At 53.7% G+C, this 24,769-nt stretch carries 26 protein-coding genes; 14 read left to right on the forward strand and 12 right to left on the reverse strand.

Annotation, left to right across the window (positions count from 1 at the left end; translation table 11 throughout):
* Complete coding sequence (locus ACT3UM_RS23010) at positions 1–996, reverse strand: AraC family transcriptional regulator (protein ID WP_498902341.1); 996 nt, start codon at positions 994–996, stop codon at positions 1–3.
* Positions 997–1,181: 185 nt separating this feature from the next.
* On the opposite strand from ACT3UM_RS23010, the gene ACT3UM_RS23015 reads away from it, so the two are divergent.
* Positions 1,182–3,098 carry an ATP-binding cassette domain-containing protein gene (locus ACT3UM_RS23015; RefSeq protein WP_498902342.1) on the forward strand — a complete coding sequence of 639 codons (1,917 nt, stop codon included), beginning with the start codon at positions 1,182–1,184 and terminating at the stop codon, positions 3,096–3,098.
* A gap of 62 nt (positions 3,099–3,160) precedes the next feature.
* On the opposite strand, the gene ACT3UM_RS23020 is transcribed toward ACT3UM_RS23015, so the two are convergent.
* Positions 3,161–3,613: a universal stress protein gene (locus tag ACT3UM_RS23020; RefSeq protein WP_498902343.1), complete on the reverse strand. Its 453-nt coding sequence runs from the start codon at positions 3,611–3,613 to the stop codon at positions 3,161–3,163.
* Positions 3,614–3,809: 196 nt separating this feature from the next.
* Between ACT3UM_RS23020 and ACT3UM_RS23025 the strand changes: the two genes are divergently transcribed.
* Entirely contained in the window at positions 3,810–4,376 is a 567-nt protein-coding gene (locus tag ACT3UM_RS23025) for a preprotein translocase subunit YajC (RefSeq protein WP_498902344.1), read from the forward strand.
* Here the strand turns inward: ACT3UM_RS23025 and slyA are convergent.
* Positions 4,355–4,807 carry a transcriptional regulator SlyA gene (gene slyA / locus ACT3UM_RS23030; RefSeq protein WP_498902345.1) on the reverse strand — a complete coding sequence of 151 codons (453 nt, stop codon included), beginning with the start codon at positions 4,805–4,807 and terminating at the stop codon, positions 4,355–4,357. The genes ACT3UM_RS23025 and slyA overlap by 22 nt on opposite strands.
* A 76-nt stretch (positions 4,808–4,883) precedes the next feature.
* The gene (locus ACT3UM_RS23035) at positions 4,884–6,038 is read right to left on the reverse strand and encodes a DUF5924 family protein (protein ID WP_498902346.1); all 1,155 of its coding nucleotides are present in this window, start codon (positions 6,036–6,038) and stop codon (positions 4,884–4,886) included.
* A 309-nt stretch (positions 6,039–6,347) separates the two neighbouring features.
* On the opposite strand from ACT3UM_RS23035, the gene fadB reads away from it, so the two are divergent.
* Together fadB and fadA are read left to right on the forward strand one after the other, a co-directional pair.
* Complete coding sequence (gene fadB, locus ACT3UM_RS23040; protein ID WP_498902347.1) at positions 6,348–8,543, forward strand: fatty acid oxidation complex subunit alpha FadB; 2,196 nt, start codon at positions 6,348–6,350, stop codon at positions 8,541–8,543.
* Between the two features lie 23 nt (positions 8,544–8,566).
* Positions 8,567–9,745, forward strand: a complete 1,179-nt coding sequence (gene fadA, locus ACT3UM_RS23045; protein WP_035580305.1) for an acetyl-CoA C-acyltransferase FadA — start codon at positions 8,567–8,569, stop codon at positions 9,743–9,745.
* A gap of 185 nt (positions 9,746–9,930) precedes the next feature.
* Here fadA and ACT3UM_RS23050 read toward each other — a convergent pair whose 3' ends face one another.
* From ACT3UM_RS23050 to ACT3UM_RS23070, 5 genes are all read right to left on the reverse strand, one after another.
* Positions 9,931–10,413, reverse strand: a complete 483-nt coding sequence (locus ACT3UM_RS23050; RefSeq protein WP_498902348.1) for a nucleoside deaminase — start codon at positions 10,411–10,413, stop codon at positions 9,931–9,933.
* 83 nt (positions 10,414–10,496) lie between these two features.
* Positions 10,497–10,889, reverse strand: coding sequence for a DMT family transporter (locus tag ACT3UM_RS23055; RefSeq protein ID WP_498902349.1), 393 nt, complete (start codon positions 10,887–10,889; stop codon positions 10,497–10,499).
* A 67-nt stretch (positions 10,890–10,956) separates the two neighbouring features.
* A complete protein-coding gene (locus ACT3UM_RS23060) occupies positions 10,957–11,280 on the reverse strand; it encodes a DMT family transporter (RefSeq protein WP_498902350.1) in 324 nt (107 codons plus the stop codon).
* A gap of 51 nt (positions 11,281–11,331) precedes the next feature.
* Positions 11,332–11,976 (reverse strand): DsbA family oxidoreductase, encoded by a 645-nt coding sequence (locus ACT3UM_RS23065; protein WP_498902351.1) that lies wholly within the window; start codon positions 11,974–11,976, stop codon positions 11,332–11,334.
* A gap of 160 nt (positions 11,977–12,136) precedes the next feature.
* The gene (locus tag ACT3UM_RS23070; RefSeq protein ID WP_498902352.1) at positions 12,137–13,519 is read right to left on the reverse strand and encodes an MFS transporter; all 1,383 of its coding nucleotides are present in this window, start codon (positions 13,517–13,519) and stop codon (positions 12,137–12,139) included.
* A gap of 795 nt (positions 13,520–14,314) precedes the next feature.
* Between ACT3UM_RS23070 and ACT3UM_RS23075 the strand changes: the two genes are divergently transcribed.
* Positions 14,315–14,746, forward strand: a complete 432-nt coding sequence (locus ACT3UM_RS23075) for a MarR family winged helix-turn-helix transcriptional regulator (protein ID WP_498902353.1) — start codon at positions 14,315–14,317, stop codon at positions 14,744–14,746.
* Positions 14,747–14,982: 236 nt separating this feature from the next.
* Here ACT3UM_RS23075 and ACT3UM_RS23080 read toward each other — a convergent pair whose 3' ends face one another.
* The gene (locus ACT3UM_RS23080; RefSeq protein ID WP_498902354.1) at positions 14,983–16,071 is read right to left on the reverse strand and encodes a histone deacetylase family protein; all 1,089 of its coding nucleotides are present in this window, start codon (positions 16,069–16,071) and stop codon (positions 14,983–14,985) included.
* A gap of 135 nt (positions 16,072–16,206) precedes the next feature.
* Positions 16,207–16,683 carry a flavodoxin family protein gene (locus ACT3UM_RS23085; RefSeq protein ID WP_498902355.1) on the reverse strand — a complete coding sequence of 159 codons (477 nt, stop codon included), beginning with the start codon at positions 16,681–16,683 and terminating at the stop codon, positions 16,207–16,209.
* Positions 16,684–16,776: 93 nt separating this feature from the next.
* Here ACT3UM_RS23085 and ACT3UM_RS23090 point away from each other — a divergent pair, with 93 nt between their 5' ends.
* From ACT3UM_RS23090 to ACT3UM_RS23100, 3 genes are all read left to right on the forward strand, one after another.
* A complete protein-coding gene (locus ACT3UM_RS23090) occupies positions 16,777–17,151 on the forward strand; it encodes a thiol-disulfide oxidoreductase DCC family protein (protein ID WP_498902356.1) in 375 nt (124 codons plus the stop codon).
* 78 nt (positions 17,152–17,229) lie between these two features.
* Positions 17,230–17,706, forward strand: coding sequence for a YbhB/YbcL family Raf kinase inhibitor-like protein (locus ACT3UM_RS23095; protein WP_498902357.1), 477 nt, complete (start codon positions 17,230–17,232; stop codon positions 17,704–17,706).
* A 77-nt stretch (positions 17,707–17,783) separates the two neighbouring features.
* Complete coding sequence (locus ACT3UM_RS23100) at positions 17,784–18,125, forward strand: zinc ribbon domain-containing protein YjdM (RefSeq protein ID WP_498902358.1); 342 nt, start codon at positions 17,784–17,786, stop codon at positions 18,123–18,125.
* A gap of 83 nt (positions 18,126–18,208) precedes the next feature.
* Here ACT3UM_RS23100 and ACT3UM_RS23105 read toward each other — a convergent pair whose 3' ends face one another.
* Positions 18,209–18,409 (reverse strand): putative motility protein, encoded by a 201-nt coding sequence (locus ACT3UM_RS23105; RefSeq protein ID WP_498902359.1) that lies wholly within the window; start codon positions 18,407–18,409, stop codon positions 18,209–18,211.
* 296 nt (positions 18,410–18,705) lie between these two features.
* Here ACT3UM_RS23105 and ACT3UM_RS23110 point away from each other — a divergent pair, with 296 nt between their 5' ends.
* From ACT3UM_RS23110 to sufT, 6 genes are all read left to right on the forward strand, one after another.
* Positions 18,706–19,170: an SUF system Fe-S cluster assembly regulator gene (locus ACT3UM_RS23110; RefSeq protein ID WP_035580287.1), complete on the forward strand. Its 465-nt coding sequence runs from the start codon at positions 18,706–18,708 to the stop codon at positions 19,168–19,170.
* 78 nt (positions 19,171–19,248) lie between these two features.
* A complete protein-coding gene (sufB, locus tag ACT3UM_RS23115) occupies positions 19,249–20,691 on the forward strand; it encodes a Fe-S cluster assembly protein SufB (RefSeq protein ID WP_035580285.1) in 1,443 nt (480 codons plus the stop codon).
* A 74-nt stretch (positions 20,692–20,765) separates the two neighbouring features.
* Positions 20,766–21,515, forward strand: a complete 750-nt coding sequence (sufC, locus tag ACT3UM_RS23120; protein WP_308323654.1) for a Fe-S cluster assembly ATPase SufC — start codon at positions 20,766–20,768, stop codon at positions 21,513–21,515.
* Positions 21,512–22,852 (forward strand): Fe-S cluster assembly protein SufD, encoded by a 1,341-nt coding sequence (sufD, locus tag ACT3UM_RS23125; protein WP_498902360.1) that lies wholly within the window; start codon positions 21,512–21,514, stop codon positions 22,850–22,852. Before sufC ends, sufD begins: the two co-directional genes overlap by 4 nt.
* Before the next feature lie 26 nt (positions 22,853–22,878).
* Positions 22,879–24,159, forward strand: coding sequence for a cysteine desulfurase (locus tag ACT3UM_RS23130; RefSeq protein ID WP_498902361.1), 1,281 nt, complete (start codon positions 22,879–22,881; stop codon positions 24,157–24,159).
* A gap of 36 nt (positions 24,160–24,195) precedes the next feature.
* Positions 24,196–24,765: a putative Fe-S cluster assembly protein SufT gene (sufT, locus tag ACT3UM_RS23135; protein WP_498902362.1), complete on the forward strand. Its 570-nt coding sequence runs from the start codon at positions 24,196–24,198 to the stop codon at positions 24,763–24,765.
* Positions 24,766–24,769: the final 4 nt, after the last annotated feature.

Raw genomic sequence — 24,769 nt, forward strand, 5'->3', positions numbered from 1 at the left:
TCAATTAACTCTGCCCGCCGTGCGCGCTTTGCGATACGCGGCGGGGGAGTTGCCTGTCCAGGTTTTAAAAGCCCGGCTAAAGCAGGCTAGATCCTCGAAACTCAATGCTTCTGCAATATTGACAAGGGGCTTCTCACTGCAGGTGAGTGCCTGAATAGCGACATCGCGGCGGTACTCATCCTTGACCGCTTGAAAGTGGGTGCCCTCCATTTTTAAATGCCGCGCCAACGTGCGTGCTGACATATGTAGCGCATCAGCGGCGCTATGCACTGAACCTGCCGTCAACAAATGGCGTGAAAGGTGTTCCCGCACCCGGTGAGTGAGCAGGCGATCGGCAAATGATACATAGAACCAGTCCGCCGGGGCACGTTTGAGAAAAGCGCCCAGGTGCTTCTTGGTTTGTCGGATAGGGTGATCAAGCAAACTGCGATCAATATAGATAGCGGTTTGCGGCTGTTCAAAGCGCACCGTGCCAGGATAAAAGTAAAGATAATCAGCACTGTGGGGTGGCTGGGCGTAAGCGCACTCCATTAAAATAGGCGGAATTTTACGCGCAATCATCCACGACGCGATGCCATGAAACAGCTTGAGCATTAGCTCATGAATTAAGATGCGGCTGCCCACCAAGGGCGCATGCTCCACCAACGCCATGCGGGCCAAGTCATCTTCAAGGGTAAACGCATAGCCAAAGTCATCAAGCAGTATACGAAAAAACTGCGTATAGCGATGCAGCGCCACCTGCAGGTTGGGTGCATCCAGCATGCTTAAACAGAGCAGTTTTAGGGTGCCACCACGCAGCGGGCGGGAGAAAAAACCGGGTGTTTCGTCATCCAGTTCGTTTACTAAGCTGCGGTAGAGTTCGGCAAACTGCTCAACGGTGACGCGACCATGGGGAGCCGAAAGTAAAAAGGGCGAGATCCCCGCCCGTTCCAGGTAGCGGGTGGGCGACGTATCGCTGTTGGGTAAACCTTTAAACAGCTCGTTTACAAAATGCATTGAGACGGTCACCGTCACTGTCAGCCCGCCTTTAAAAAAATGTCTTTTAATAGGGTTACTTTATTTGCTGGGAAAACGTTACCACGCTGGTGGTCTCTGCTCCATACGGTTCAGTGCTATAACGTTCCCCCTCCCGGCGCGCTCATGCGTTACACTGTGCGCCTCACGATTAAGGAGGACACCGCGTGACCCTGTTACGACTCGAACAGCTGCAACTCGCCTACGGCACCCATGTACTACTCAATCGCGCCGACCTGACGGTTGAAAAAGGCGAGCGGCTGGCGCTGGTCGGGCGCAACGGCACCGGCAAGTCCACCCTGCTGAAGCTGGTCGCGGGGGATATCCTGCCCGATGACGGCTCTATCTGGCGCGCACCTGGCCTGAAAATAGGCGTACTGTCTCAAGAGTTACCTGAGTCATCCGGTCTAACCATTTTTGATATGGTGGCCCAAGGCCTGCCGGAAGCGGGGGAGCTGTTGTCGGAGTACGATCATCTTATTAATGATCCCGACCCCGATATGAATCGCATGGCGACCCTGCAAACGCGCCTGGAAGCCATTGATGGCTGGTCGTTCCACCAGCGTATCGACACCGTGCTTACCCGTTTAGGCCTACCCCCCGCGGCTGAGATGAGCTCGCTCTCCGGTGGTTGGCGCCGCCGAGTAGCGCTGGCGCGGGCGCTGGTGGCCGAACCTGATCTGCTGCTGCTCGACGAGCCTACCAACCATTTGGACCTAGACACCATTGCCTGGTTGGAAGAGCAACTGCTGGCCTTTAATGGCGCGGTACTGCTGATTACCCACGATAGGGCGTTTCTTTCCAAGCTAGCGACCAATATTCTTGAACTGGACCGTGGCCAGCTAGGGCGCTACCCCGGCAAATACGAAGAGTATCAGGCCCGCAAGCAGCATGAGCTGGAAGTAGAAGCGCGGGAGAACGCCGAGTTTGATAAAAAGCTTGCCCAGGAAGAAGCCTGGATTCGTCAGGGGGTTAAGGCTCGACGTACCCGCAACGAGGGCCGGGTGCGGGCGCTGGAAGCGATGCGCAACGAGCGCAGCCAGCGTCGTGAACGCCAGGGCAATGCCAACCTAACGGTGGATCGCGGCGAGCGTACCGGCAAGCGTGTGGTAGAGCTGCAAGGCGTCACCCAGCGGTTTGGCGATGAGGTGATCCTGCGCGACATTAATCTTGAAGTACTGCGCGGTGATCGTATCGGCTTCCTGGGCCGTAACGGCGCGGGCAAAACCACACTGCTGAAAATCTTGCTAGGTGAGTTGGAACCCAGTGAAGGCAAGGTGCAGATGGGCACCAACCTAAAAGTGGCCTATTTTGACCAGCTGCGCGCCGGGCTTGAGCTGGAAAAAACGGTTTATGACAACGTTGCCCAGGGCAGCGATCGCGTTAGCGTAGGCGGCAAAGACCGCCATGTAATGAGCTACTTGCAGGACTTTCTATTCACGCCCGAGCGAGTTCGCCAGCCGGTAAAAGCGCTCTCTGGCGGTGAGTCCAACCGCCTGCTGTTAGCCAAGCTGTTCACCCAGCCAGCCAATGTGCTGGTGCTCGATGAGCCGACCAACGATCTCGATATGGAAACCTTGGAGCTGCTTGAAGAGCTGCTGCTCGATTTCGATGGCACGCTGCTGCTGGTCTCCCACGACCGAACCTTTATGGATAACGTGGTCACCAGCATGCTCGCCTTTGAGGGTGACGGCGTGGTGCGTGAATACGTGGGCGGCTACACCGACTGGATTCGCCAAGGTGGCAAGCTGCCACCGGCGCCTTGGGAAGGCGCGGCGCGGCAGCATACCGAGCCTACTTCAGAAGCGCCCAAAAAAGTCGCTGAAGCACCTGCCTCAGCGGCTAAGAAAAGCGTCAAGCTCTCGTATAATCTGCAGCGTGAGCTAGATGCATTGCCCGCTGAAATCGAGCGTCTTGAGGGGGAAATCGAGGCGTTAGAGAGTGAGATCGGTGATCCTGCTTTCTATCAGCAGGACGCGGATGCCGTTACAGCTAAGCTGCAAACACTTGAGAAAGTGCAAAATGCATTAGAAGTCGCCATGGAGCGCTGGATGGAACTGGAAGCGATGGCTGCTGGGGAATAAGCTCAGTAACGTTAAAAGGCGCCGTGTGGGCGCCTTTTTTGTCAGCGGTGTAGCGTCGTTGATCACTCGTCGCTTTCTTCGCCTTTTTTACCCACGCGTACCGCAAGGACATCGCACCGGGCGCCGTGCAGCACACCGGTAGAGGTTGAGCCCAACAGCAGGGCGAAGCCGTGGCGGCCGTGGGAGCCCACCACGATCAAGTCCACATCGTGCTCTTCGGCAAAACGGTGGATTTCGGTATCGGGCATACCAACGACAACGTGCTGATCAGGCTCGGCAATGTGTGGGGCGGCAATTTCGGCCAAGCGTTTTTTAGCGTGTTCATCCAACTGGTCTTGGATGCTGGTCAAGTCCATGGGGATATCGCCACCGTAAGCAAATCCAAGCGGTTCCAGGGTATGCATAATGGAGATTTTGGCTTGCTCGTTACGTTCAGCGATCGCAACGGCACGTTCCAGAATCTTGTGAGAGTCTTTGGTTAGGTCAACGGCAACTAAAATGTGGTGATAGCTCATGGCGTATCTCCTTGGCATGGATAGCACTAGTTAACAAAGAAAAAAGCTCTTTGTTCAATGACCTTTACTTTAGATGGCGTGTCCGTTTTTAACAATAGCAAGCGTTTTAACAATGACTTGAGTCAAAACAGCGACCTGAGCCTTGGCTTTTAGAGTAGTGTAATACAGTGTGGCTTATGTAGGAGGAAATGTAGAGATGGATTGGTTTATTATTGTGTTTATTTTGATGCTCGTCATTGCACCAGTGATGTGGCTAAAGCCCAGCCCGCGGCAAAAGCGTCAACAGTCGCTGCGTTCGCAAGCCTCAAAGCAGGGTGTCAGCATCAAACTGGAAAAGCCGCCGCTGCACCATTTTAGAGGCACCATGCCCGCCTACCGCTGGTTCTATCCCCAGGAAGGGCCCGGCCCGGATTTTCTGCTGGTAAGAGACAGCAATGCCAGTGAGGCCTTAGCTCCCTATTACGCAGGCTGGCGCTGGCGGATAGCCCCCCTGCGACCATTGCCCTTCGATGCGGAGGCACCTTTGAAAGCGTTGCTTGAACGCTTACCCCAGGACGCGCTGGTGGTGCAATCAACGCCTTATGCGCTGACGCTTTGGTGGTGGGAGTCGCAAACTGCGGAGCGATTCGCGACCTATCTACCCGACTTTCATCAACTGCGGGATGCACTGCGTGGTCATGCCGACCAGCCTTTCAGCCAACCACTGAAGGGCACTGAACAGGTGTCGCTTAAAGCCAGTGATCAAGAAGCCGGGCTGTCTTGATCCCGTGCTTGTATCGCCAGTCCATTCGCTTCAATTACCGCCAACCAATCGTTGAGTTGCTCAAGGTTCTCCTCGCTTAAGCCAGCGAACATCTCCTTGCGCGCCTGTTGGGCAACGCTGTCGATCTGTTCCAACAGCGGCATAGCGGCAGGAGTAAGATAAATACGCTTACTACGACGGTCATTGTCGCAGGCGCGTCGCTCAACCAGGCCTTGCTCCTCAAGCTGACCGAGGGTGCGCACCAGCGAGGGCGCCTCAACACCAATGACACGGGCAAGATCGCACTGCGGATGGCCTTCGCCCAGGCGCCACAGGTGATACAGCGTCACCCAGCGTGTTTGGGTTAAGCCCAACGGCGCCAAGCGGCGATCCAGGATGGAGCGCCATAAATGAGGCAAACGTGCGATGCGAAATCCAATCGTTGAAGCCATAGGTAACTAGCTGCCAATAAGTTTGAGTATAGGAATTGTCATAAGCTGCGCCGCTGAATGCAAGGTGCTTAACCCTTCAATCTTCTGGTCGCGCCTCTTCATCGTTAGGACGACCAGGCACAAATCGCCGTAAGTTTAATCCACTTAGGCCACTGGCGCGTATTTCGCCATCTGCCAACGAGGCATGCTGAGTATCTGCCGACACTTCAAAGCGTATCAACCCTAAGCGTTGGCCAGTCCCAGTCATTATGTCGATACGCCAATCTCCAGTAGGGTCTTCGGGGAAGTTTTGTTTGTGACTCCAGGCGCGATAGCCCTGCTCACGTCCACCGTCGATATTAAGTTCCACAACGTCCATGGGCTCACCATTATGATGCCAAGTATGGGTAATGGTTTCACTTAAGCCGCGTGGTGCCCGAATAGCGGTATAAACATACAGGCCATTCTCGCTAATCGCTTGCGGCGTTAATGCCATAGAGCCCTGAGGTAGGCGCTGTTCCACATCAAAACCGGGAGACAGCGCGCTGCTGGTCATCCATAGGCTAGCGGGTGGCACCCAGATGCGTCCAAGCCAAGCTCCATAGGCAAGTAGCAGCGTCAACGCAAAAAAAGCGCACCAGCGTTTGAGCGAGCGCTGCTTAAGCAAGTGCCAAAAGCTTGGCAGAGCTACCAAAATGGTGATTCCCAGGGCCAGTAGCAGACTTTGGCCAGTGGTTAGATGCACCATGATGGGTAGCGTGACCAGCAGTACCAGAAAGACGCACTGGGCATGAAAGACGAAATACAGGCTGCGCCAGCGCTCCGCGACTTTGAAGTAGAGTGGATCGATAATCGACAGTAGTGCCATACCGCCCACCAGCAGCGCAAACAGCGTTTGCCCGCTATTCCACACCGTGGTGACTAAGATAAACGGCAGGGTGAAGAAAAGTGTCTCCTGGTGAATCATCTGGGCAATAAAAGTGGTTACGCCCCGGGGTGGCGTGGGGTGACCCCGGCGCGACAACCAGCGGCTGATCAAGCCTTCGGAAAGCAGTAGCGTCCAGGCAAACAGTAATCCCAGCGCCAGCGCTGCGCCTAACCACTGTTGGCGATCAACTAAAAAGAAACTGCTTAGCCCGGCAGCAAAGGCCATTGGTGGCCAAAGCCAGCTCCAGGGCTTGAGGCGTTCGACAATGCGTTCAATTCGCTGCTGAATGGCTTCAATACGTGAAGGCGTGAGCAGTGCGCCCATAACAAGATAACCTGCAAAGTAAAAGGAAGCGCGATTCTAACAGGCTGTCAGGATTAACGCTGATCTACTGCAAATCCATGTTTATGGCGGGATCGGTTACATTCACTCAGACGACGCTCTATGAACGGATGCCGGAGAGAGCTGGTCTCACAAAATGAGTAAATTAGCCAAAAGTCTGGGCTTGACGTTATCAGGCAACTCAACCAAGCTAAGGCAATCAAACGACCGTATGAAAGTCTATAGAAGCCGTATGAAAAACGTGGCGGGTTCTCTTTTCAGAGCCAGCCCGAAAATGTGGAGAGAGCGCGGATGATTTATCAAGGCAACGCCATCACGGTGACACGTCGTGACACCCCGAGTGGCAATGATATCGCAATGCTCACTTTCGATCTGAAAGATGAGTCCGTTAATAAGCTCTCCAGCGCTGTGATAGCAGAGCTGGATGAGGCGGTGAAGGCCATTCAAGCTGAAAACGGCTTAAAAGGCTTACTGATTGCTAGCGGGAAAGATGTGTTTATCGTGGGCGCCGATATCACCGAGTTTCACAGCCTGTTTGATAAAGGCGAAGCCTACCTGGAGGAGATGAACCTCAAGGTGCACGCTATCTTTAACGCTATCGAAGATCTGCCGTTCCCCACCGTTACGGCGATTAATGGATTGGCGCTGGGTGGTGGCTGTGAAGTATTGCTGACCACCGATTTTCGTGTGATGGGTGAGAAAGCCAAGATTGGCCTACCAGAAACCAAACTCGGCATTCTACCCGGTTGGGGTGGCTGTGTTCGCCTGCCGCGCATTATCGGCGCCGATAATGCCATCGAGTGGATTGCCGGTGGCACCGAAAACCGCGCCGATGCCGCGCTAAAAGTAGGTGCCGTGGATGCGGTGGTGACGGCCGAACAGCTGGAAGAGGCTGCGCTGGATATTCTGGATCGTGCCAACGCTGGTGAGCTGGATTATCAAGCCCGTCGCGCTGAAAAGACCAGCCCGCTGAAGCTCAACCCCATTGAGCAGATGATGGCCTTTGAAACCGCTAAAGGTTATGTCGCCGGTAAAGCGGGGCCCCATTATCCGGCGCCGGTTGAAGCGATCAAAGTGATCCAAAAAGGCGCAGGTGAAGAGCGTGGCCGTGCCCAGGCGATTGAAGCCAAAGCTTTCGCCAAACTGGCGCTAAGCAGCGTAGCGTTTAACTTGGTGGGCCTGTTCCTCAACGACCAAGTGGTCAAGAAGAAAGCCAGCAAGTATGAGAAGCAGGCGCAGCCAGTTAAGCAAACGGCGGTGCTGGGTGCGGGTATCATGGGCGGCGGTATCGCTTACCAGAGCGCATCCAAAGGCACCCCGATCCTGATGAAAGATATCAAGGACGACGCCATAGAGCTGGGGCTTAAAGAAGCCCGTAAGCTATTTGCCAAGCAGGTAGAGCGAAACAAGCTGACCACCGAGCAAATGGCTGAAAAACTCAGCAATATTCGCCCAACGCTCTCCTACGGTGATTTTGGAAATGTTGATCTCGTCGTCGAAGCGGTGGTTGAAAATCCCAAGGTTAAAGGCGCTGTGTTAGCGGAAGTAGAAGAGAAGGTGAGCGACAACACCATTCTGACCTCTAATACCTCGACGATTTCCATTAACCGCTTGGCGCAAAACCTCAAGCGGCCGGAAAACTTCTGTGGTATGCACTTCTTTAACCCCGTGCACCGTATGCCGCTGGTGGAAGTGATTCGTGGCGAGAAAACCTCGGATGCCGCCGTTGCCGCTACCGTGGCCTACGCGCGGGCAATGGGTAAAACCCCGATTGTGGTTAACGACTGCCCGGGCTTCCTGGTCAACCGGGTACTGTTCCCTTACTTTGGCGGCTTTAGCTTCCTGGTTGAGCAGGGCGCTGACTTCCAGCACGTTGATAAAGTCATGGAGAAGTTCGGTTGGCCCATGGGCCCGGCCTACTTGCTGGATGTGGTCGGTCTGGATACCGCGGTTCACGCCAATGACGTCATGGCGGAAGGCTTCCCTGACCGTATGGCACGCGACGGTAAAACCGCCATTCAGGTCATGTACGACAATGACCGTTTAGGCCAGAAGAACGACAAGGGCTTCTACGCCTACGAAGAGGACAAGAAGGGTAAGCCGAAGAAAGTCACCGACGAAGCCGCTTACGCCTTGGTTAAAGAGGTGGTGAAAGAGCATAAAGAGTTTTCCGATGAGGACATCATCGCGCGCATGATGGTACCGCTGTGTTTGGAAACCGTGCGCTGTTTGGAAGATGGCATCGTGGCCACGCCCGCCGAAGCCGATATGGCGTTGATCTATGGTATCGGCTTCCCGCCGTTCCGTGGTGGTGCATTGCGCTACATCGACGCCATGGGCGTTGCAAAGTTCGTAAAGCTGGCAGAAGGCTTGGCCGACGAGCTGGGGCCGCTTTATGCACCCACTGACAAGCTGCGTCAGATGGCTCAGAACAACGAGCAATTCTATTCCAGTGACAGCGCTGCCAGCTCTGCCAACCAAGCCTAACCACCACGCGCAGGAGATATATGATGAGTTTGAATCCGAGAGATATTGTGGTGGTAGACGGTGTTCGTACCGCCATGGCGAAAGCCAAAAACGGCGCTTTTCGCAATGTTCGTGCAGAGAACCTTTCTGCTGCGGCTATGCAGGCGCTGTTTGCCCGTAATCCTAATCTAGATCCTTCTGAGGTCGATGATGTGATCTGGGGCTGTGTAAACCAGACGCTTGAGCAGTCGATGAACATTGCTCGTAATGCGGCGATTATGACCGGCATTCCGCGCTCGGTGCCCGCGCAAACCGTTAACCGTTTGTGTGGCTCTTCAATGACGGCACTGCATATCGCCGCTGCCAATATCAAAGCGGGCATGGGCGACTTCTTTATCATCGGCGGTGTGGAGCATATGGAGCACGTACCCATGGCCCACGGCGTTGATGTAAACCCGGCGGCTAGCAAGTATGCGGCCAAAGCGGCGATGATGATGGGCCTGACCGCCGAGTTGCTGGGCAAAATGCACGGCGTTTCCCGGGAAGAGCAGGATAAGTTTGGCGTGCGCTCTCACCAGCGCGCTCAGGCGGCGATGGAGAAGGGCTACTTCGATAACGAAATTATCGGCGTCGAAGGCCACGACCAGCGCGGTTTTAGAGTCATGGTTCAGCGCGACGAGGTTATTCGTGGCGACTCCACCCTTGAGTCCATGGCGAATCTGAAGCCGGTATTTGATCCGCGCAACGGTACTGTCACGGCGGGCACCTCATCGGCGCTCTCTGTGGGTGCTTCGGCGATGGCGGTAATGAGCTATGAGCGTGCTCAAGCGCTGGGCCTAGAGCCCATCGCGAAAGTGCTCTCTACCGGCGTGGCAGGCTGCGATGCGTCCATCATGGGCTATGGCCCGGTGCCCGCGTCTAAAAAAGCGCTGAAAATCGCCGGCCTCTCCGCGGCGGATATTCAAACCGTTGAGCTCAACGAAGCTTTTGCCGCTCAGGGTATCCCGGTGCTGAAAGATCTCGGCTTCCTGGATGCAATGGATGACAAAGTGAACCTGAACGGCGGCGCGATTGCCCTCGGGCACCCGCTGGGCTGCTCCGGTTCGCGTATCTGCACCACGCTGCTGAACGTGATGCAGCAGCGCGATACCACCCTGGGCTTGGCGACCATGTGCATTGGTATGGGGCAGGGCGTTGCGACGGTGTTTGAACGCTTGAAATAACCGTAGTGCTTAGGTACTAAAACGGCACTCTTGTGGTTATAAACTGCAAGGTGCCGTTTTTATTTGGGGCGCGACTCGGAACTTACCTTCTTGAACCGCCGGGCCGGTGCGGATCGAACGGCACCATTCTCTCAGCGTAACAGGGTGAGGCAGTTTCCCGGCCTGAACCAGGTCTAGTGGGACACTCACTGCAAACTCCTTTTTCTTCTCCAAAGGTTGAACGGCTCAAGTGCCTGAGTGGTGGCGTGCTTGTGTACCTTCATCGGCCATTGGTCGGGGAAATGCGCCAGCATCTGGTAGGAGCCGCGGTAATCGAAGCCCGCCTTGGCGGCGCCATCGCGATCGACCGCATAAATCACCTCGTTGATACCTGCAAACAGTGCGTTCAAGTAGCACATGGCACAGGGCTCGCCCGACGCCAGGAGCGTCTTCGCACGCAATTGGCTGACGCCGATGTTACGACACGCGTCTCTGATGGCCTCGACCTCCGCATGGGCGGTCGGATCATTATGTTCAAGAACGCGGTTTACGCCATGCCCCAGAACCGTTCCGGCGGCATCGACGACAAAGGCAGTGAAAGGTATGCCGCCATTGCGAACATGCTCACAGGAGTAGGTAACCACCTCTTCCATAAGCTTCGAGAAGCGTACAGTAGGGCTAATGGGCATCACTTGTCCCCCCGACTTAGTGGAAAATCCCTGAAAGGACAAGCGGATGACGGCAGCTTGCCCTTTCGGGAGTTTTTATGTGTTTAAGACGATAAGGTACTTGGCTCATCGGTTTGCAGTTTTTCACTGCTGGCCAGTTTCAGCCAGATAACACCAGCAATAATGACGGTAAGCCAGAATCCCTGAACCAATGTGAATGATTGATCGAACAAAATGCTGCCAAACACGACCGCACCTATTGAGCCGATGCCTGCCCATACGGCATAGCCAATGCCGACATCAATTGTTTTCAGGGCGACGCTTAGGGCATACAGCGTGAGCAGGAAGAAGACGATAGCTGATATCGACCAACTCAGAACGCTAAAGGCTTCGCTACCGGCGACGCTCAAGGCATAAACGATTTCGAAAGTGCTGGCGAGCAGTAGCGCGATCCATGCACGCCCGTTATTGGCTTGGGGCTTGGATTGGTTAGTCATGTCGTTTCCCTTTGGTTTAGTGCTGATTTCATTGGTACCGCGATTGCGGTCACTGCTTGATGTGTCCTTACGCTGCGCCACTCAGCCGAAGCCCGATAACACCGCCAATAACCATGGCAATACCCGACAGTTTTCTCAGGTTGAGCCGTTCCTGGAAGAATATCGCCCCCAGGATGACGATCCCGGCACCTGCGGCAGATGTCCAAATGGCGTAACCTACCCCGACATCGAACTCAAGCAGAGCGAGGCTGAGGAAGAAAGTGGCGATTGCCCCGCTGACAAGGGTGGCGATGGTCCACCATAGGCGTGTGAACCCCTGTGCGTTCCCTGCCGAGAAGGCGACGGCAATTTCAAAAAGGACGGCGATGCCGAGATATAGCCAACTGATCATGATGTTTACTCCTGGGGTGTTGAAGCGTGTGTTTAGCCCGGTTGTCATGGACTAGCAGGCATTACCTGCGTCCGAGGTGTCGGGTTGCTGCTCGTGGTCGGTTTCGGTCGTGAACTGATCGATGGCCTGGCGCAGCGCTTCCAGTGACGGCACACCACGGAAAACCTGCGTGCCAACTACAATGGTGGGCACGGACGTGATGGCCATGTCTTCCTGGGCATGACGTAAGGCCTCGCGATGACGCTCCCTGTAGGTACCCTTGGCCAGTACGGTAAGTACAGACTTCCGCTCGAGGCCTACCTCTGCCCCCAGATCGGCAAGTACTTCCGGGTTGCTGATATCTTTCTCCTCCTGGAAGAAAGCTTTTAAAGCGCGCATCGAAAACGCATGACCCAAATCTCGCTCGTCTGCCATGGCGAAAACTTCAAATGCTTTGTCGGTACGTGGCTGAGGCGAGATAGCCGGTAACTTAATCGGCACCCCTAAGCGCTTGGCCATTGGATAGACAGACTGCTTCCAGACCTGTGGCAAATAAGGATCTTCGACGCGCAGAGTCGCTACCGGTGCGGGCCGCAGCTCGTAGGGTCGCCATGTGATCCCGATGTCCTGTCCCTGGATCACTTCTTCGACGAAGTGCTCCGCCAGAAGGCAATACGGGCAGACGTAATCGGTGTAGAGGGTGATTTGCTTTGCCATATATTTTCCTATGGTTGTACATGCATGTATTTGTGACTAAATTGTGGCTCAAGTCTGAGTCTATCTCTGGGGTAGGATCATTATGAATGACTATGATGCCAAACCTGGGGTGGGCGATGAGGCTATCGGAAATTTGCGATAATGATTGTTTTTCATCGATCTAAGAATCTTTAACGTTCAATTTATCATCGAATAATGAAACTACGCACCCAATGATGCAAAAAAGTGCAAGTAAAACAAAGCCCGTCTGATAGGATAAAGCTTCAGTTTCATCGTTTGAGTTCAACACGATGACTAATAGGGCTAGCGCGATAGCGCCACTGGTATACTGACTAGTCACCATAAGTGAACTAGCGGCACCTTTTTGGCTTTCTGGTATCCCTCGAATACCCAAAGCAAATTTTGACGTATAAATCATTCCATGGCCTAGTCCGCTCACAATCAGTCCGGCTACAAAGTAAAATAACCAATTTTTATGATCTAGGGTGTGAGCAATCAAGAGAATGCCAATGAATGCCGTGCCGAAACCCCAGAAAAGAACTTTGCCTGAAGAGTATTTGCTGCTTAATTTCCCAGCCAAAATGTTGCCGATTATAATGAAAATTGAGAGAGGCAAGAACATTACTGAAGTCGACAATGGAGACATTCCATGCAAGCTTTGGAGTGAAGTAGTTACTGCATAAAATTCAGTGCCCACTCCAGCCATGTATAATGCACTCGCGGCACATCCAATACGCAGATTAGGTATGCTTCTAATGTTGCGATCAATAAGTGGACGATTTGAATGTTTCTCTGTCAAAAAGAACAAAAGGACTAACCCTGCAGTAGCGAAAGTGAGAATATTTAGATTGGGGTTCTGGTTCTCAGCAAAAAGTGTCATTGATAGCACTAGGCTAAGTACCATCGTCGTTCCAATAATAGAGGAAGCGACGGGTATGGAGCTTGATTTCTCAATGCTATGGTTTTTTAAGTATTTTTTTCCAAAAATGATGCAGACTACAATTAGCGGGACATTGATAAGGAAAATGATACGCCATGAAATCTCTGTGAAAATACCTCCAAATACAACCCCCATGACGAGACCAGAGGCTCCTACTGCTCCCCATATTGATAGAGATTTCGTTCGCTCATCACCTTCCTTGAAGTGGCTTGAAATCAACGAAATTATAGCTGGTTGCATAGCGGCTGCGCTTAACCCCTGAATTCCTCGTGAAAGCAATAGCAGCTCTGCATTGTATGATAAGCCGCCTAATAACGATGCAATACCAAACGCCGATGTTGATATGATAAATACTTTACCATCACCATAACGGTCACTTAATCTTCCACCTAGAAGTAAAAATCCAGCGAACAATAATCCGTATGATGTTACTATCCATTGCCCAATGGCGGGGCTGAGTTCGAAACTTTCAGCAATACTTGGTAGGGCTATATATACAATGGAGTAATCAAGCGCAATTATAAATTGTGCAAATGAAATGATTAAAAGGATAATTTTTGATTTTTTTCTTAATGTCTCGCTATGATTATTTATAGTGTTCATCCCAACCTCCTGTGGTATGCATAAAGAATTTATCCAGCTGATTAGTTAGGCCTTCCCAACTTTTCGAAATATTGATGAAATTTGTCCATGCAAAGCCTAAGTTTGTTTAGTCTCTCCATTGCACTCCAACTGAGTTGGCTTTAGTTCTGCTAGCCATTGCAATATCGGAAACTGAATCACTCGAAACAATAAGATGGTTTTTATCCAGGTTAAATCTCGCGAGGCTATATTGACAAGGTCAGCGGTTGGTCTCTGATTTTCGACCATTTTATAGGTGTTAACTGTCATGCCAGTGTTCAGGGTGAGATTTGCCAGTGTCGATTTAAATCGTTCTATCCGCGACCAGCATGGGGCATAAGCCCAACCTGTCGCGTCTGTGCAGATATCGACATCGTTGAGATGTTGGATGGTAGTAACCGAGATGAGTAGTAAGGGTAATTTCATCGTGTGGCCCGTTCTTGAAGATACTTGATAATATGTTTGTATGTGCAAGCATCATAAGGATAGCAGGATGCCCTTCGATGTCAACATGCTTGTGCATGCAAATATTTTGAATATTTAGTGCCGCTTTCTGAGAAGAGGCGGGGTTAGCGACAATTGGACGGAATAAATATGAAGTATGAGTGGGGGTGCGACAGGAAAAATGGGTGGTTAGCTGTTGTAAATATTGCTCGGTGGGTAACTGTGTAAAACGCTGTGGTTGAAAAATTGCCCAAATCTTGGCTAATATATGCATGCACAAGTATTGCAGAAAGAAGGGTGACAATGCCGTCACTTGCCTAGATGAGAACCGCTATGATCCCCCAGTCTGTAGTTTGGCAGCAATTGAGGAATGTCTTTGAGTCGGTAGAGAGTCAGGTTGCCAAAGCGTTGCAAAGGGAGCATGGGCTCGGACTTACCGAGTACAGAGCATTGCAATTGCTCTCAATAGCACCCGATGCCGAGCTACGTATGCAAGAGCTGGCCCTGAAGCTAGGATTGAATCAGAGTTCTGTGACGCGTTTGGTCGAACGCATGGAGCGAAACGGGTATACGTTTCGAGATGTCTGTCCAAACGATAAGCGTGGCGTTTATACTGTCATTACTAATCGTGGCTGTCAGATACAGGCCGAGGCTGGAAAAGACTATGACAATTTCCTGAATTCTGCCCTTGATGAGGTATCCGGCCACCAGGAGAATACGCATATAGTCAATTGTTTGCGTCAGCTTACCGTTAACAACACTTGACGGCGAATGGTTGTTCGAGTGAGCGCTACTGTAAAGCGCACGGTGGAAATGGTTACAGAACCCAATATTGAGTCCTTCCTTAATTTCACGGGCATTACATCCACTTGACATCATGTATTGGTGAATCGCTTGATGTGTCGAATGTTGGATATCGCCTGCGTGGCATGGCAACACACATAACGGTACCCTTGCGGTGCCGTTATGTGCTGTTAAGTAGCGGAGGGCTTAAAGAGTGACTATTCAGATTGAAACGCCGTGCGGTGGAAATCCGCCGCGGCTTGGACTTCCGCAATACCGCAGGTATCAGGTACCGGCACCGTGTTGCCTGCCAGCACGGAGAGTACCGCTCTAGTGCCATTGGCCAGGGACTCCAGGTTGTAGCCGCCCTCTAATACGAACACCAAACGACCATCGCAATGCTGTTCAGCTAGCTGCTGTAAAAAACCGGTTAGCGCGCCAAACCCTTCATAGGAAACATTCAGCGCTAAATCGTGCCAGTGCGGGTCAAAGCCGGCGGAAACTAAAATAATATCGGGCTTAAACCACGCCGCAGCCGGGGCGAGGATATCGCGAAATGCCTTTAGAAATGCCTCATCGCCAGCGCCCGCCGGTAACGGTACGTTGATGGTGGTGCCTTCAGCTAAACCAGCGCCCACTTCTTCCAAGTGACCTGAGCCAGGGTAGAAGGGCGCGGCGCGGTGTATATCAAAGAACATCACGTCGGGCTCTGCCCAAAAGATATCCTGGGTGCCGTTGCCGTGGTGGGCGTCCCAATCGACGATCAGTACTCGTTCGCAGCCCAGCGCGCTGCGTGCATGGGCCGCTGCCACCGCAACGTTATTGAATAAGCAGAAGCCGCGAGCCCGAACGGGTTCTGCGTGGTGACCCGGTGGCCGAACGAGGGCAAAGGCGCTTTTAGTACGCTTCTCCATTACCGCTTCTACCGCGGCAATGGCCGTTCCTGCGGCGACTTCTGCAGCATCTACGCTGCCCGGTGAGACCGCCGTGGTGTCGACATCCAACCAGGCATTTTTGCCGCGCAAACTGAAAATATCGCTTAGATAAGAGGTGGTATGCACCCGGGCGAGTTGTTCATGGGTGGCCGCTTTGCCCCCTTCAGTTTGCAGCCCCGCAATGGGTGCTCGCTCGAGCAGTTGTTGAATGGCTTTCAGACGGCCGGGATGTTCGGGATATTTCCACGGCACCGGTAGCCCTGCCAGCAGGTGTCGAATGCGCTTATCGATCCGTTGGGGTAAAAAGTCGGCATCAATGTTGGGCTCGTGAGCGAGAACGCGATCATCATAGAAGGCAATGACGTTATGCATAATGGCTACCTAGTGTATGTGCGTTGAGTCACCGCAGTAATGTAAGCAAGGCGCTGCCGTCTTTTAATCGCACAACGGGCACGAAATGCTTAGCTACAGTAAGGCAGGCTAGGCAGCGTTATACAATGTCACATTTCAAACAATGCCACTCTCAACACTAAACGCCAGGGTCATACTGAGTTCTTCTACTTGATCTGCAAACGAAGGCTGCCACTCGCCGCGCAAAATGAGCGGTGGCTGTACCCACCGCCAACGCAGGCCGGTAATGATGCTTTCCACTGCGCGCTGGGTGCCAGTGCCATCATGGCCGGCGCGGATATAAAGCGCGCAGGGCAGTCCCTGCTTCTCTTCAAGCACAGAGTAGTAGCTGCGATCAAAAAAATCCTTGAGCGCGCCGCTCATATAGCCCAGGTTTTCCGTGGTGCCGAGCAGAATGGCATCGCAGGCCAGCACATCGTCTGGGCCTGCTTCCAAGGGAGCCTTGACCACGCAGTGCATCTGTTCGAGATCAAGATGGCAAGCGCCTCTGTTCGCAGCCTCGCGTAGAGATTGCGTATTTGCTGAAGGGGCGTGGGCCACAACCAATAGCTGTTTTTTGAACTCAGATGTCATAACAGTTGCCTGAATAAGCGGTCAATATCAGAAAGGTTGCACCCAACGTTGAAAATGCCACACTGCTTCAGTGACGCTAAGTAGAGAGCCTATATGCCCAATGAGCCATCGATCAATGTCTTTTACGATGCCCAGTGCCCGCTATGCCGGCAAGAGCGGCGCCGCTATGAGCGCTGGTCGGGCCGCCACGCAGATGACATTGGCTGGCTAGATGTGAGCGAACATCATCAGGCATTGAGGAAAAAGGGCGTTGACCCTGACACGGCGCTGCGATCTCTACATGTCGAAACCGCGCAGGGCCAACTGATTGAAGGTATTGATGCTTACCGCCTGTTAATGGCGCGTATCCCCTTACTGGTGCCGGTCGCCTGGATCATTGGCCTGCCGGGCATTAAATCAGGACTGCGAGCGCTTTATGATAGTTGGGTTAAGCGCCGCTTGAAGAAACAAGGCCGGTGGCCCACCTAGTTTTCGTACAAAAAAGTGTTCGTACAAAGCCTAGACTTTGTGCGAAATACTCATCAGATAAACCAAGGAGATAAAAGCATGGCATTTGCACTTTCATCAATGAAGGTTACCAGCTCGGCGTTTGCTGACCATCAAGCGATCCCTGCTAAGCACACAGGGGAGGGCGAAGATGTTTCGCCAGCGCTTGCTTGGCAGGGCGCGCCTGAAGGAGCCAAGGGGTTTGCGGTGATCTGTCACGATCCTGACGCACCACTGGTCAAGGAAGGCAGCTACGGCTTTGTCCACTGGGTGCTTTATAACCTGCCTGGCGATCTTCAGGAATTAGCCGAAAAGAGCGCTGCGGGCACCGTCGGCGCTAATGATAAAGGCGGTACAGGTTATTGTGGCCCGATGCCTCCAGAAGGGCATGGTAAGCATCTTTACTACTTTTGGGTGCTGGCGCTGGATCACCAAACCTCGCTGCCTGAAGGACTTACGCTGGCTGAGCTACTCAAAGAGGTTGAACCGAATTTGTTGGGTATGAACCGCTTGGTCGGCACTTACCAGCGGGATTGATCTGGCAGTTGGCTGGACATTTTGCGTAATCCGTGTAGGCTCCATCGCTTTCTTACTGTTGGTGATGGAGCCTTCTGATGAGTGATCTGCCTAACTGTCCTGCCTGTGCCTCTGAGTTTAGCTACGACGATGGTCTTCAGTATGTCTGCCCAGAGTGCGGCCACGAGTGGTCAAAGGTGGCAGAAGAGGAGGGCACAGATGACGCATCAGGCGTACGCGACGCCAATGGCAATATGTTAGCTGACGGCGATAGCGTCACGGTGATCAAGGATTTGAAGGTTAAAGGCAGTTCACTGGTGGTTAAAGTAGGCACCAAAGTGAAAAGTATTCGCTTGGTGGACGGCGATCACGATATCGATTGTAAAATTGACGGTATCGGCCCAATGAAGCTTAAATCTGAGTTTGTTAAGAAAGCTTAAAACTTAAAACCCGTACAGATAGCCGAAAAAATAGCCCCCTGGCGTTAGTCAGGGGGCTATTTGCTTATCTACCGTCAGATTCGTTACGCAGTGGTATTAATCTGAGTGCCAACGCTGCCGCTTGTGGCCAACTGAGCCTCTACAGCGCCGTCCATTAGTGCCGTTATCTGCGCAGCTTGACCATCTAGCGCTTCTTTAAAAACGCTGAACTGCGCCTCTTGGACGGCTTGTGCATGCCTCATATCCAGCGTTGCATTTACCATGTTGTTAACTGCTGCATCCATAGTCCACCTCATCCAAATATCGCGATGCACCATACAGTAGGGGCACCTAATACGCCTCGACGCTAGCAGAGACGACTAGTCAATGCAAAGCAATAAATGCAGAAGTGATAGCTTTTTTAAATGATAATGATTGTTGTTTTTGATGCGATTAGCGGCGAACGTGCCGATATTATGCGTAAATTGCTATCCATTTTGCTCTAGGGCTTCACATCAAATTTATACAGGACTAAAATGGTACTCAATTGACGTGGTGACCATTTGATTCGCTGCGTACTGATGACATAAAGGGAGTCGACATGCTTAAGCTTTCTCGGCTGACAGACTATGCCGCGGTGGTCATGGCGCAAATTGCCCGCCACCCCCAGGCGTCGCATGCAGCGACAGAGTTAGCTGAGGCCGTGCAGTTGCCCCATCCGACGGTGAGTAAGACGCTCAAAATGCTGGTGCGGGCAGGGCTGCTGGTTTCCCAGCGTGGCGCCCAAGGCGGTTACCGCCTTGCCCGGCCTGCATCGCAGATTACCGCCGCCGATATTATTGCGGCAATTGAAGGCCCTGTCGCCATGACCGAGTGCAGCCAAGCAGAAGGTGATTGTGAGCTTGTGGCTACCTGCGGTGTGGCCGACAACTGGCAGCGGGTCTCATTGGCCATGCGTACGCTGCTAGAGAGCGTAACGCTGGCGCATCTGGCCGATACAGCGCCGATTAAGCTGCCAGTACAGCTGCCTATTCAAACGATCAGCCTGTCGGCAGCGTCTGCCTAACAGCGGCGCAAGCACAGCAGGCCCTATTTATTATTAAAGGCGATGACCTCGCCACCCAACTGCCCGGAGGGTATCACCATGGCAAGCGAAGAAATGGAACAGTTGGTTCGTCGCGAATACAAAGATGGCTTTGTAACCGATATTGAGAGCGACACCCTGCCACCTGGCCTGGATGAAAACACCATCGCCTTTATCTCCAAAAAGAAGGGCGAGCCGGAGTGGATGCTTGAGTGGCGTCTGGATGCCTACCGCCAGTGGCTGAAGATGAAAGCCCCTTCCTGGGCGCATCTCGACTATCCTCCGATTGATTATCAATCGATCTCCTATTTTAGTGCGCCGAAACGCCCGGAAGACCGTCCTCAGAGCCTGGATGAAGTTGATCCCAAGCTGCTGGAAACCTATGAAAAATTGGGTATTCCTCTGCATGAGCGTGCAGCACTGGCAGGCGTTGCGGTAGATGCGGTGTTTGACTCCGTTTCTGTCGCCACTACCTTTAAGAAGCAACTGGGCGAAGCGGGCGTTATTTTCTGCTCGATTTCTGAAGCTATTCGCGACTACCCGGAACTGATCAAGCAGTACTTGGGCACCGTGGTCCCCGTGGCGGACAACTACTTTGCCGCACTGAACTCAGCGGTGTTTACCGATGGCTCCTTTGTGTTTGTGCCGGAAGGCGTGACCTGCCCGATGGAGCTGTCTACGTACTTCCGGATTAACGCGGCCAACACCGGCCAGTTTGAGCGCACGCTAATTATTTGCGAAAGCCGTGCCCAGGTCTCTTACCTGGAAGGCTGTACCGCGCCGATGCGCGACGAGAACCAGCTCCACGCCGCCGTGGTCGAGCTTGTCGCCTTAGACGACGCTTACATCAAGTACTCCACCGTGCAGAACTGGTACCCCGGTGACGAGAATGGCGTCGGTGGTATCTACAACTTTGTGACCAAGCGTGGCGACTGCCGCGGCGACCGTTCACGGATTAGCTGGACCCAGGTGGAGACCGGCTCGGCGATTACCTGGAAGTACCCCTCCTGCGTACTGCGCGGCAAAGACAGTATCGGCGAGTTCTACTCCGTCGCCGTTACCAATGGACGTCAGCAGGCCGATACCGGCACCAAGATGATTCACATTGGCGAAGGCACGCGTTCGTATATTGTCGCCAAAGGTATCTCAGCGGGCAGGAGTGACCAATCCTACCGTGGCCTGGTGAAAATCGGCCCGCGGGCGAAAGGGGCGCGTAACTTTACCCAGTGCGACTCCCTGCTAATCGGTGATAAGTGCGGTGCGCATACCTTCCCTTATCAGGAAATTGGCAACAGCACGGCGACCATTGAGCACGAGGCGACCACCTCGAAAATCGGTGAAGACCAGTTGTTCTACTGCCAGAGCCGCGGTATCTCGGAAGAAGACGCTGTCAGCATGATCGTTAACGGTTTCTGTAAAGACGTCTTCCAAGAGCTACCCATGGAGTTCGCCGTTGAAGCAGAAGCACTGCTCAACGTGACCCTGGAAGGCGCGGTCGGCTAAACCGCTGGTTATTTATTCCACTTAATTATAGTAGTGTCGCCGTGGCGACTCGCCAGAATCAGAAGGTAATCAATATGTTGCAAGTGAATGATTTACACGTCTCCGTCGAAGGTAATGAAATCCTCAAAGGCCTGACCCTGACCATCAAGGCGGGTGAAGTGCACGCCATTATGGGGCCGAACGGCGCGGGTAAATCGACTCTATCCGCGGTGATTGCCGGTAAAGATGGCTACGAAGTCACACAGGGCACGATTACCTTTGAAGGCAAAGACGTGCTGGAGATGGAGATTGAAGAGCGCGCCCAGGCCGGCTTGCTGCTGGGTTTCCAGTACCCGGTGGAGATTCCAGGGGTTAAAAACATCTACCTGCTGAAATCAGCGCTTAATGCCCAGCGGGTAGCCCGCGGCGAAGGCGAAATGCCCGCGCCGGAGTTTATGAAGCTGGTCAAAGAGAAGCTGGGCTATATGAAAATGGACGCCAGCTTCCTCCAGCGCGCCGTTAACGAAGGTTTCTCCGGCGGCGAGAAAAAGCGCAACGAGATCCTGCAAATGCTGGTGCTTCAGCCGAAGCTTGCGATGCTGGATGAGATCGATTCCGGCCTGGATATCGACGCCATGAAAGTGGTCGCCGATGGTGTTAACAGCCTACGCGCTGAAGACCGCGCCATTCTGCTGGTCACTCACTACCAGCGGCTGCTGGATTACATCGTGCCGGACAAGGTTCACGTCCTGGTCGATGGCCGTATTGTTAAAACCGGCGACGCCGAGCTGGCCAAACAGCTGGAAGCCAACGGGTACGAAGGTATTGAGGAGTCTGTGGCATGAGCGATACGCAAACCTTTTTAGATACGCTGAAGGCGCGCAGCTCGAACTACACGGCGGAACCCACCTGGATCGCCGCGCGTCGTCAAGCGGGTGCTGCGCGTTTTGAAGCGCTGGGTTTTCCTACTCGCCGTGATGAAGAGTGGAAATACACCGATGTGCGCTCAATCGCCCAGGGCAACTTTGCCCTCGCCGACAACGCCGAGTTCTCACCGGCCAGTGCCGCGGCGCTAACGCTGCCGATTGATGCTTACCGGCTGACGTTTGTGGATGGCGTTTTCTCATCGGCGCTCTCGGATGTGGATTCATTACCTTCGAGCGTTCAGGTGTTACCGCTCTCCAAGGCGCTAGCAGAGAACCACGAAGCCGTGGGTGGCCCGCTGGGGCGCTTAACCGGGGTTGATTTCTCGCCCTTCGCCGCGCTCAACACGGCGTTTATGGAAGAGGGCGCCGTGGTTCGCATTGCCCCGGGAACCGTGGTTGATAAACCCATCCTGCTGCAGTTTCTGTCCCGTGCGGGCCAGCCAGTAATGTGCCACCCGCGTGTATTGGTAGAAGCAGGCGGGCGCAGCGAAGCGACGCTGATCGAGCACTATACCGGCGAAAGCGAAGCGACTAACTTCACCAACGTGGTGGGTGAGCTAATGCTTGACCGTGGCGCGATCCTGGCCCACTACAAGCTGCAAGAAGCGCCGCTGGGCGATATGCACGTGGCTAGCATTCACGTGGAGCAAGCCCGCGATACCCGCTACACCTCCTACAACCTGAGCCTGGGCGGCGCGCTGGTGCGCAACGACCTGATCAGCGATTTGAACGGCCAGGGTGCGGAAACCAACTTCCTGGGGCTGTTCTTTGGCCAGGGTCGCCAGCACGTCGACAACCACACCAAGGTCAACCACAATGCGCCGCTGACGTTCTCCAATGAGAACTACAAGGGCATTCTGGATGACCGCGCCCACGGGGTGTTTAACGGCAAAGTTTACGTCAAGCGCGATAGCCAGAAGATTGAAGGTTTTCAGAGCAACCAAAACCTACTGCTATCGGATCGCGCCCACATTGATGCCAAGCCGGAGCTTGAGATCTATGCGGATGACGTCAAGTGCTCACACGGCACCACCACGGGTCAGTTAGACGAAGAGGCAATCTACGCGCTGCGTACGCGCGGTATCGATGAAGCCACTGCCCGTGGGCTGCTCACGCTCGCTTTTGCTGGCGAGGTGTTGGACAAAGTTACTCTGGATGAGATTGCCGAGCGCGTTGAATTAGCGGTTGCTGGCAAGCTGCCAGAGCGCTTCAATCTTGCCGGGCTTGTCGAAGCGGCTGTCTCACTTAACGACTAGCGCCACTACCCAATCAGGAGCGTCTGATGTCACATCCCGTTATTGAGCCAACGCCCAGCCCTGAGCAAGCGAGCCCTGCGCAAGCGACCTTTGATGTTATGCGCCTACGTCAGGACTTCCCGGTGCTGAGCCGTGAGGTGCACGGCAAGCCGCTAATCTATTTAGACAATGCGGCCACTAGCCAGACACCTCAGCAGGTGATTGATGTGTTTAGCGATTACTACTCGCGCTATAACGCCAATATTCACCGCGGGCTGCATACCCTCGCCGATGAGGCGACGGCGGCGTTTGAAGGCACGCGCCAACAGGTTAAGGCGTTTCTTAATGCGGAAGATGCGCGTCAGATCATCTTTACCCGCGGCACCACGGAAGCTATTAATTTGGTTGTTCATAGCTGGGGGCGCGCAAATCTAGCGCCTGGCGATGAAGTGCTGATTTCGATGTTGGAGCATCACTCCAATATTGTGCCCTGGCAACTGCTGGCCGCCGAGATTGGCTTTACCATTAAGGTGATTCCCGTTGAGGCCAACGGCGCGTTGGATATGTCCGCTTACCGCGAGCTGCTGAGTGAGCGCACCAAGCTGGTGGCGGTTAACCATGTCTCCAATGCGTTGGGTACCGTTAACCCGGTGCAAGAGATGGCAACCCTTGCCCACCAGCAGGGCGCGCTGATTCTGATCGATGGCGCTCAGGCAGCACCGCACCAAGTGGTTGATGTGCAGGCCATCGATGCCGACTTCTATGCTTTCTCAGGCCATAAAGTGTATGGGCCGACCGGCGTAGGCGTGCTTTACGGCAAGCAGGCACTGCTTGAAGCCATGCCACCCTGGCAGGGCGGTGGCGAGATGATCAGCACCGTCTCTTTTGATGCGGGCACCACCTTTGCTGCTATTCCGCATAAGTTTGAAGCGGGCACGCCCGCTATCGCGGAGGTGATCGCCCTGGGCCGCGCCCTGGAGTGGATGGAGAGCACTGGCATAGCGGCGATCGGAGCCTGGGAAGGCCAGCTGCTGAACCACGTGACCCAGGCGGTGGGTAAAATTGATGGCCTGCGTATTCTAGGCACGGCGCCAAATAAAGCGGCAGTGCTCTCTTTTATCGTTGAGGGTGCCCACTCCCAGGATATCGGTCTACTGATCGATCAGCTTGGCGTCGCTATTCGTACCGGTCACCACTGCGCGCAACCCTTGTTGCATCATTTCGGGGTCGACGCGACGTGCCGTGCTTCATTTGCGGCGTATAATACCCTTGATGAAGTGGATCGCTTTGTAGAAGCACTCCAACGTGTCATTGGTATGGTGCGTTAAGGTCGGTTCTTTAAGAATCGTCATTTAAGGACAGTTATGGATCTTGAGCAAGTTGCCAGTCTGGAACGTGGCCAACAGTTACCGCTCCAGCGCGATGTGGAAGCCATTGCCATTCCGTTTGGCAGTACGGAAACACTGGCTGAAGATAGCGTTGTTAGCGTTATGCAGGCGAAAGGCAGTACGGTAAGCGTCGGTTTTGAAGGGCGCCTCTACTTGGTAGAGGGGCGCAATCTGGATGCCTTGGGGCTTGAGTCGCTACCACGTCCTACGCTGCCCGAAACGGCTACCGAGGAAGACATAGAACAGTTCGTGTGGGAGCAGCTACGTACCTGCTTTGACCCAGAGATCCCGGTTAATATCGTTGACCTGGGCTTGGTCTACGGCTGCCGCATTGAGCGTTTAATCAGTGGTGAGCGGATGGTCACTATTCGCATGACGTTAACGGCGCCCGGCTGTGGGATGGGCGATGTGATCGCGGCGGATGCGCGCAATAAGATTCTCGGTGCGCCGCAGATCAGCAAAGTGCACACCGAAATAGTCTTCAGCCCACCCTGGAGCCGTGACATGATGAGTGACGAGGCCAAGCTTGAACTCGGCATGTTCTAATCCC

The organism is Halomonas sp. AOP13-D3-9 (genome assembly GCF_052379125.1).
Classification (GTDB): Bacteria; Pseudomonadota; Gammaproteobacteria; order Pseudomonadales; family Halomonadaceae; genus Vreelandella.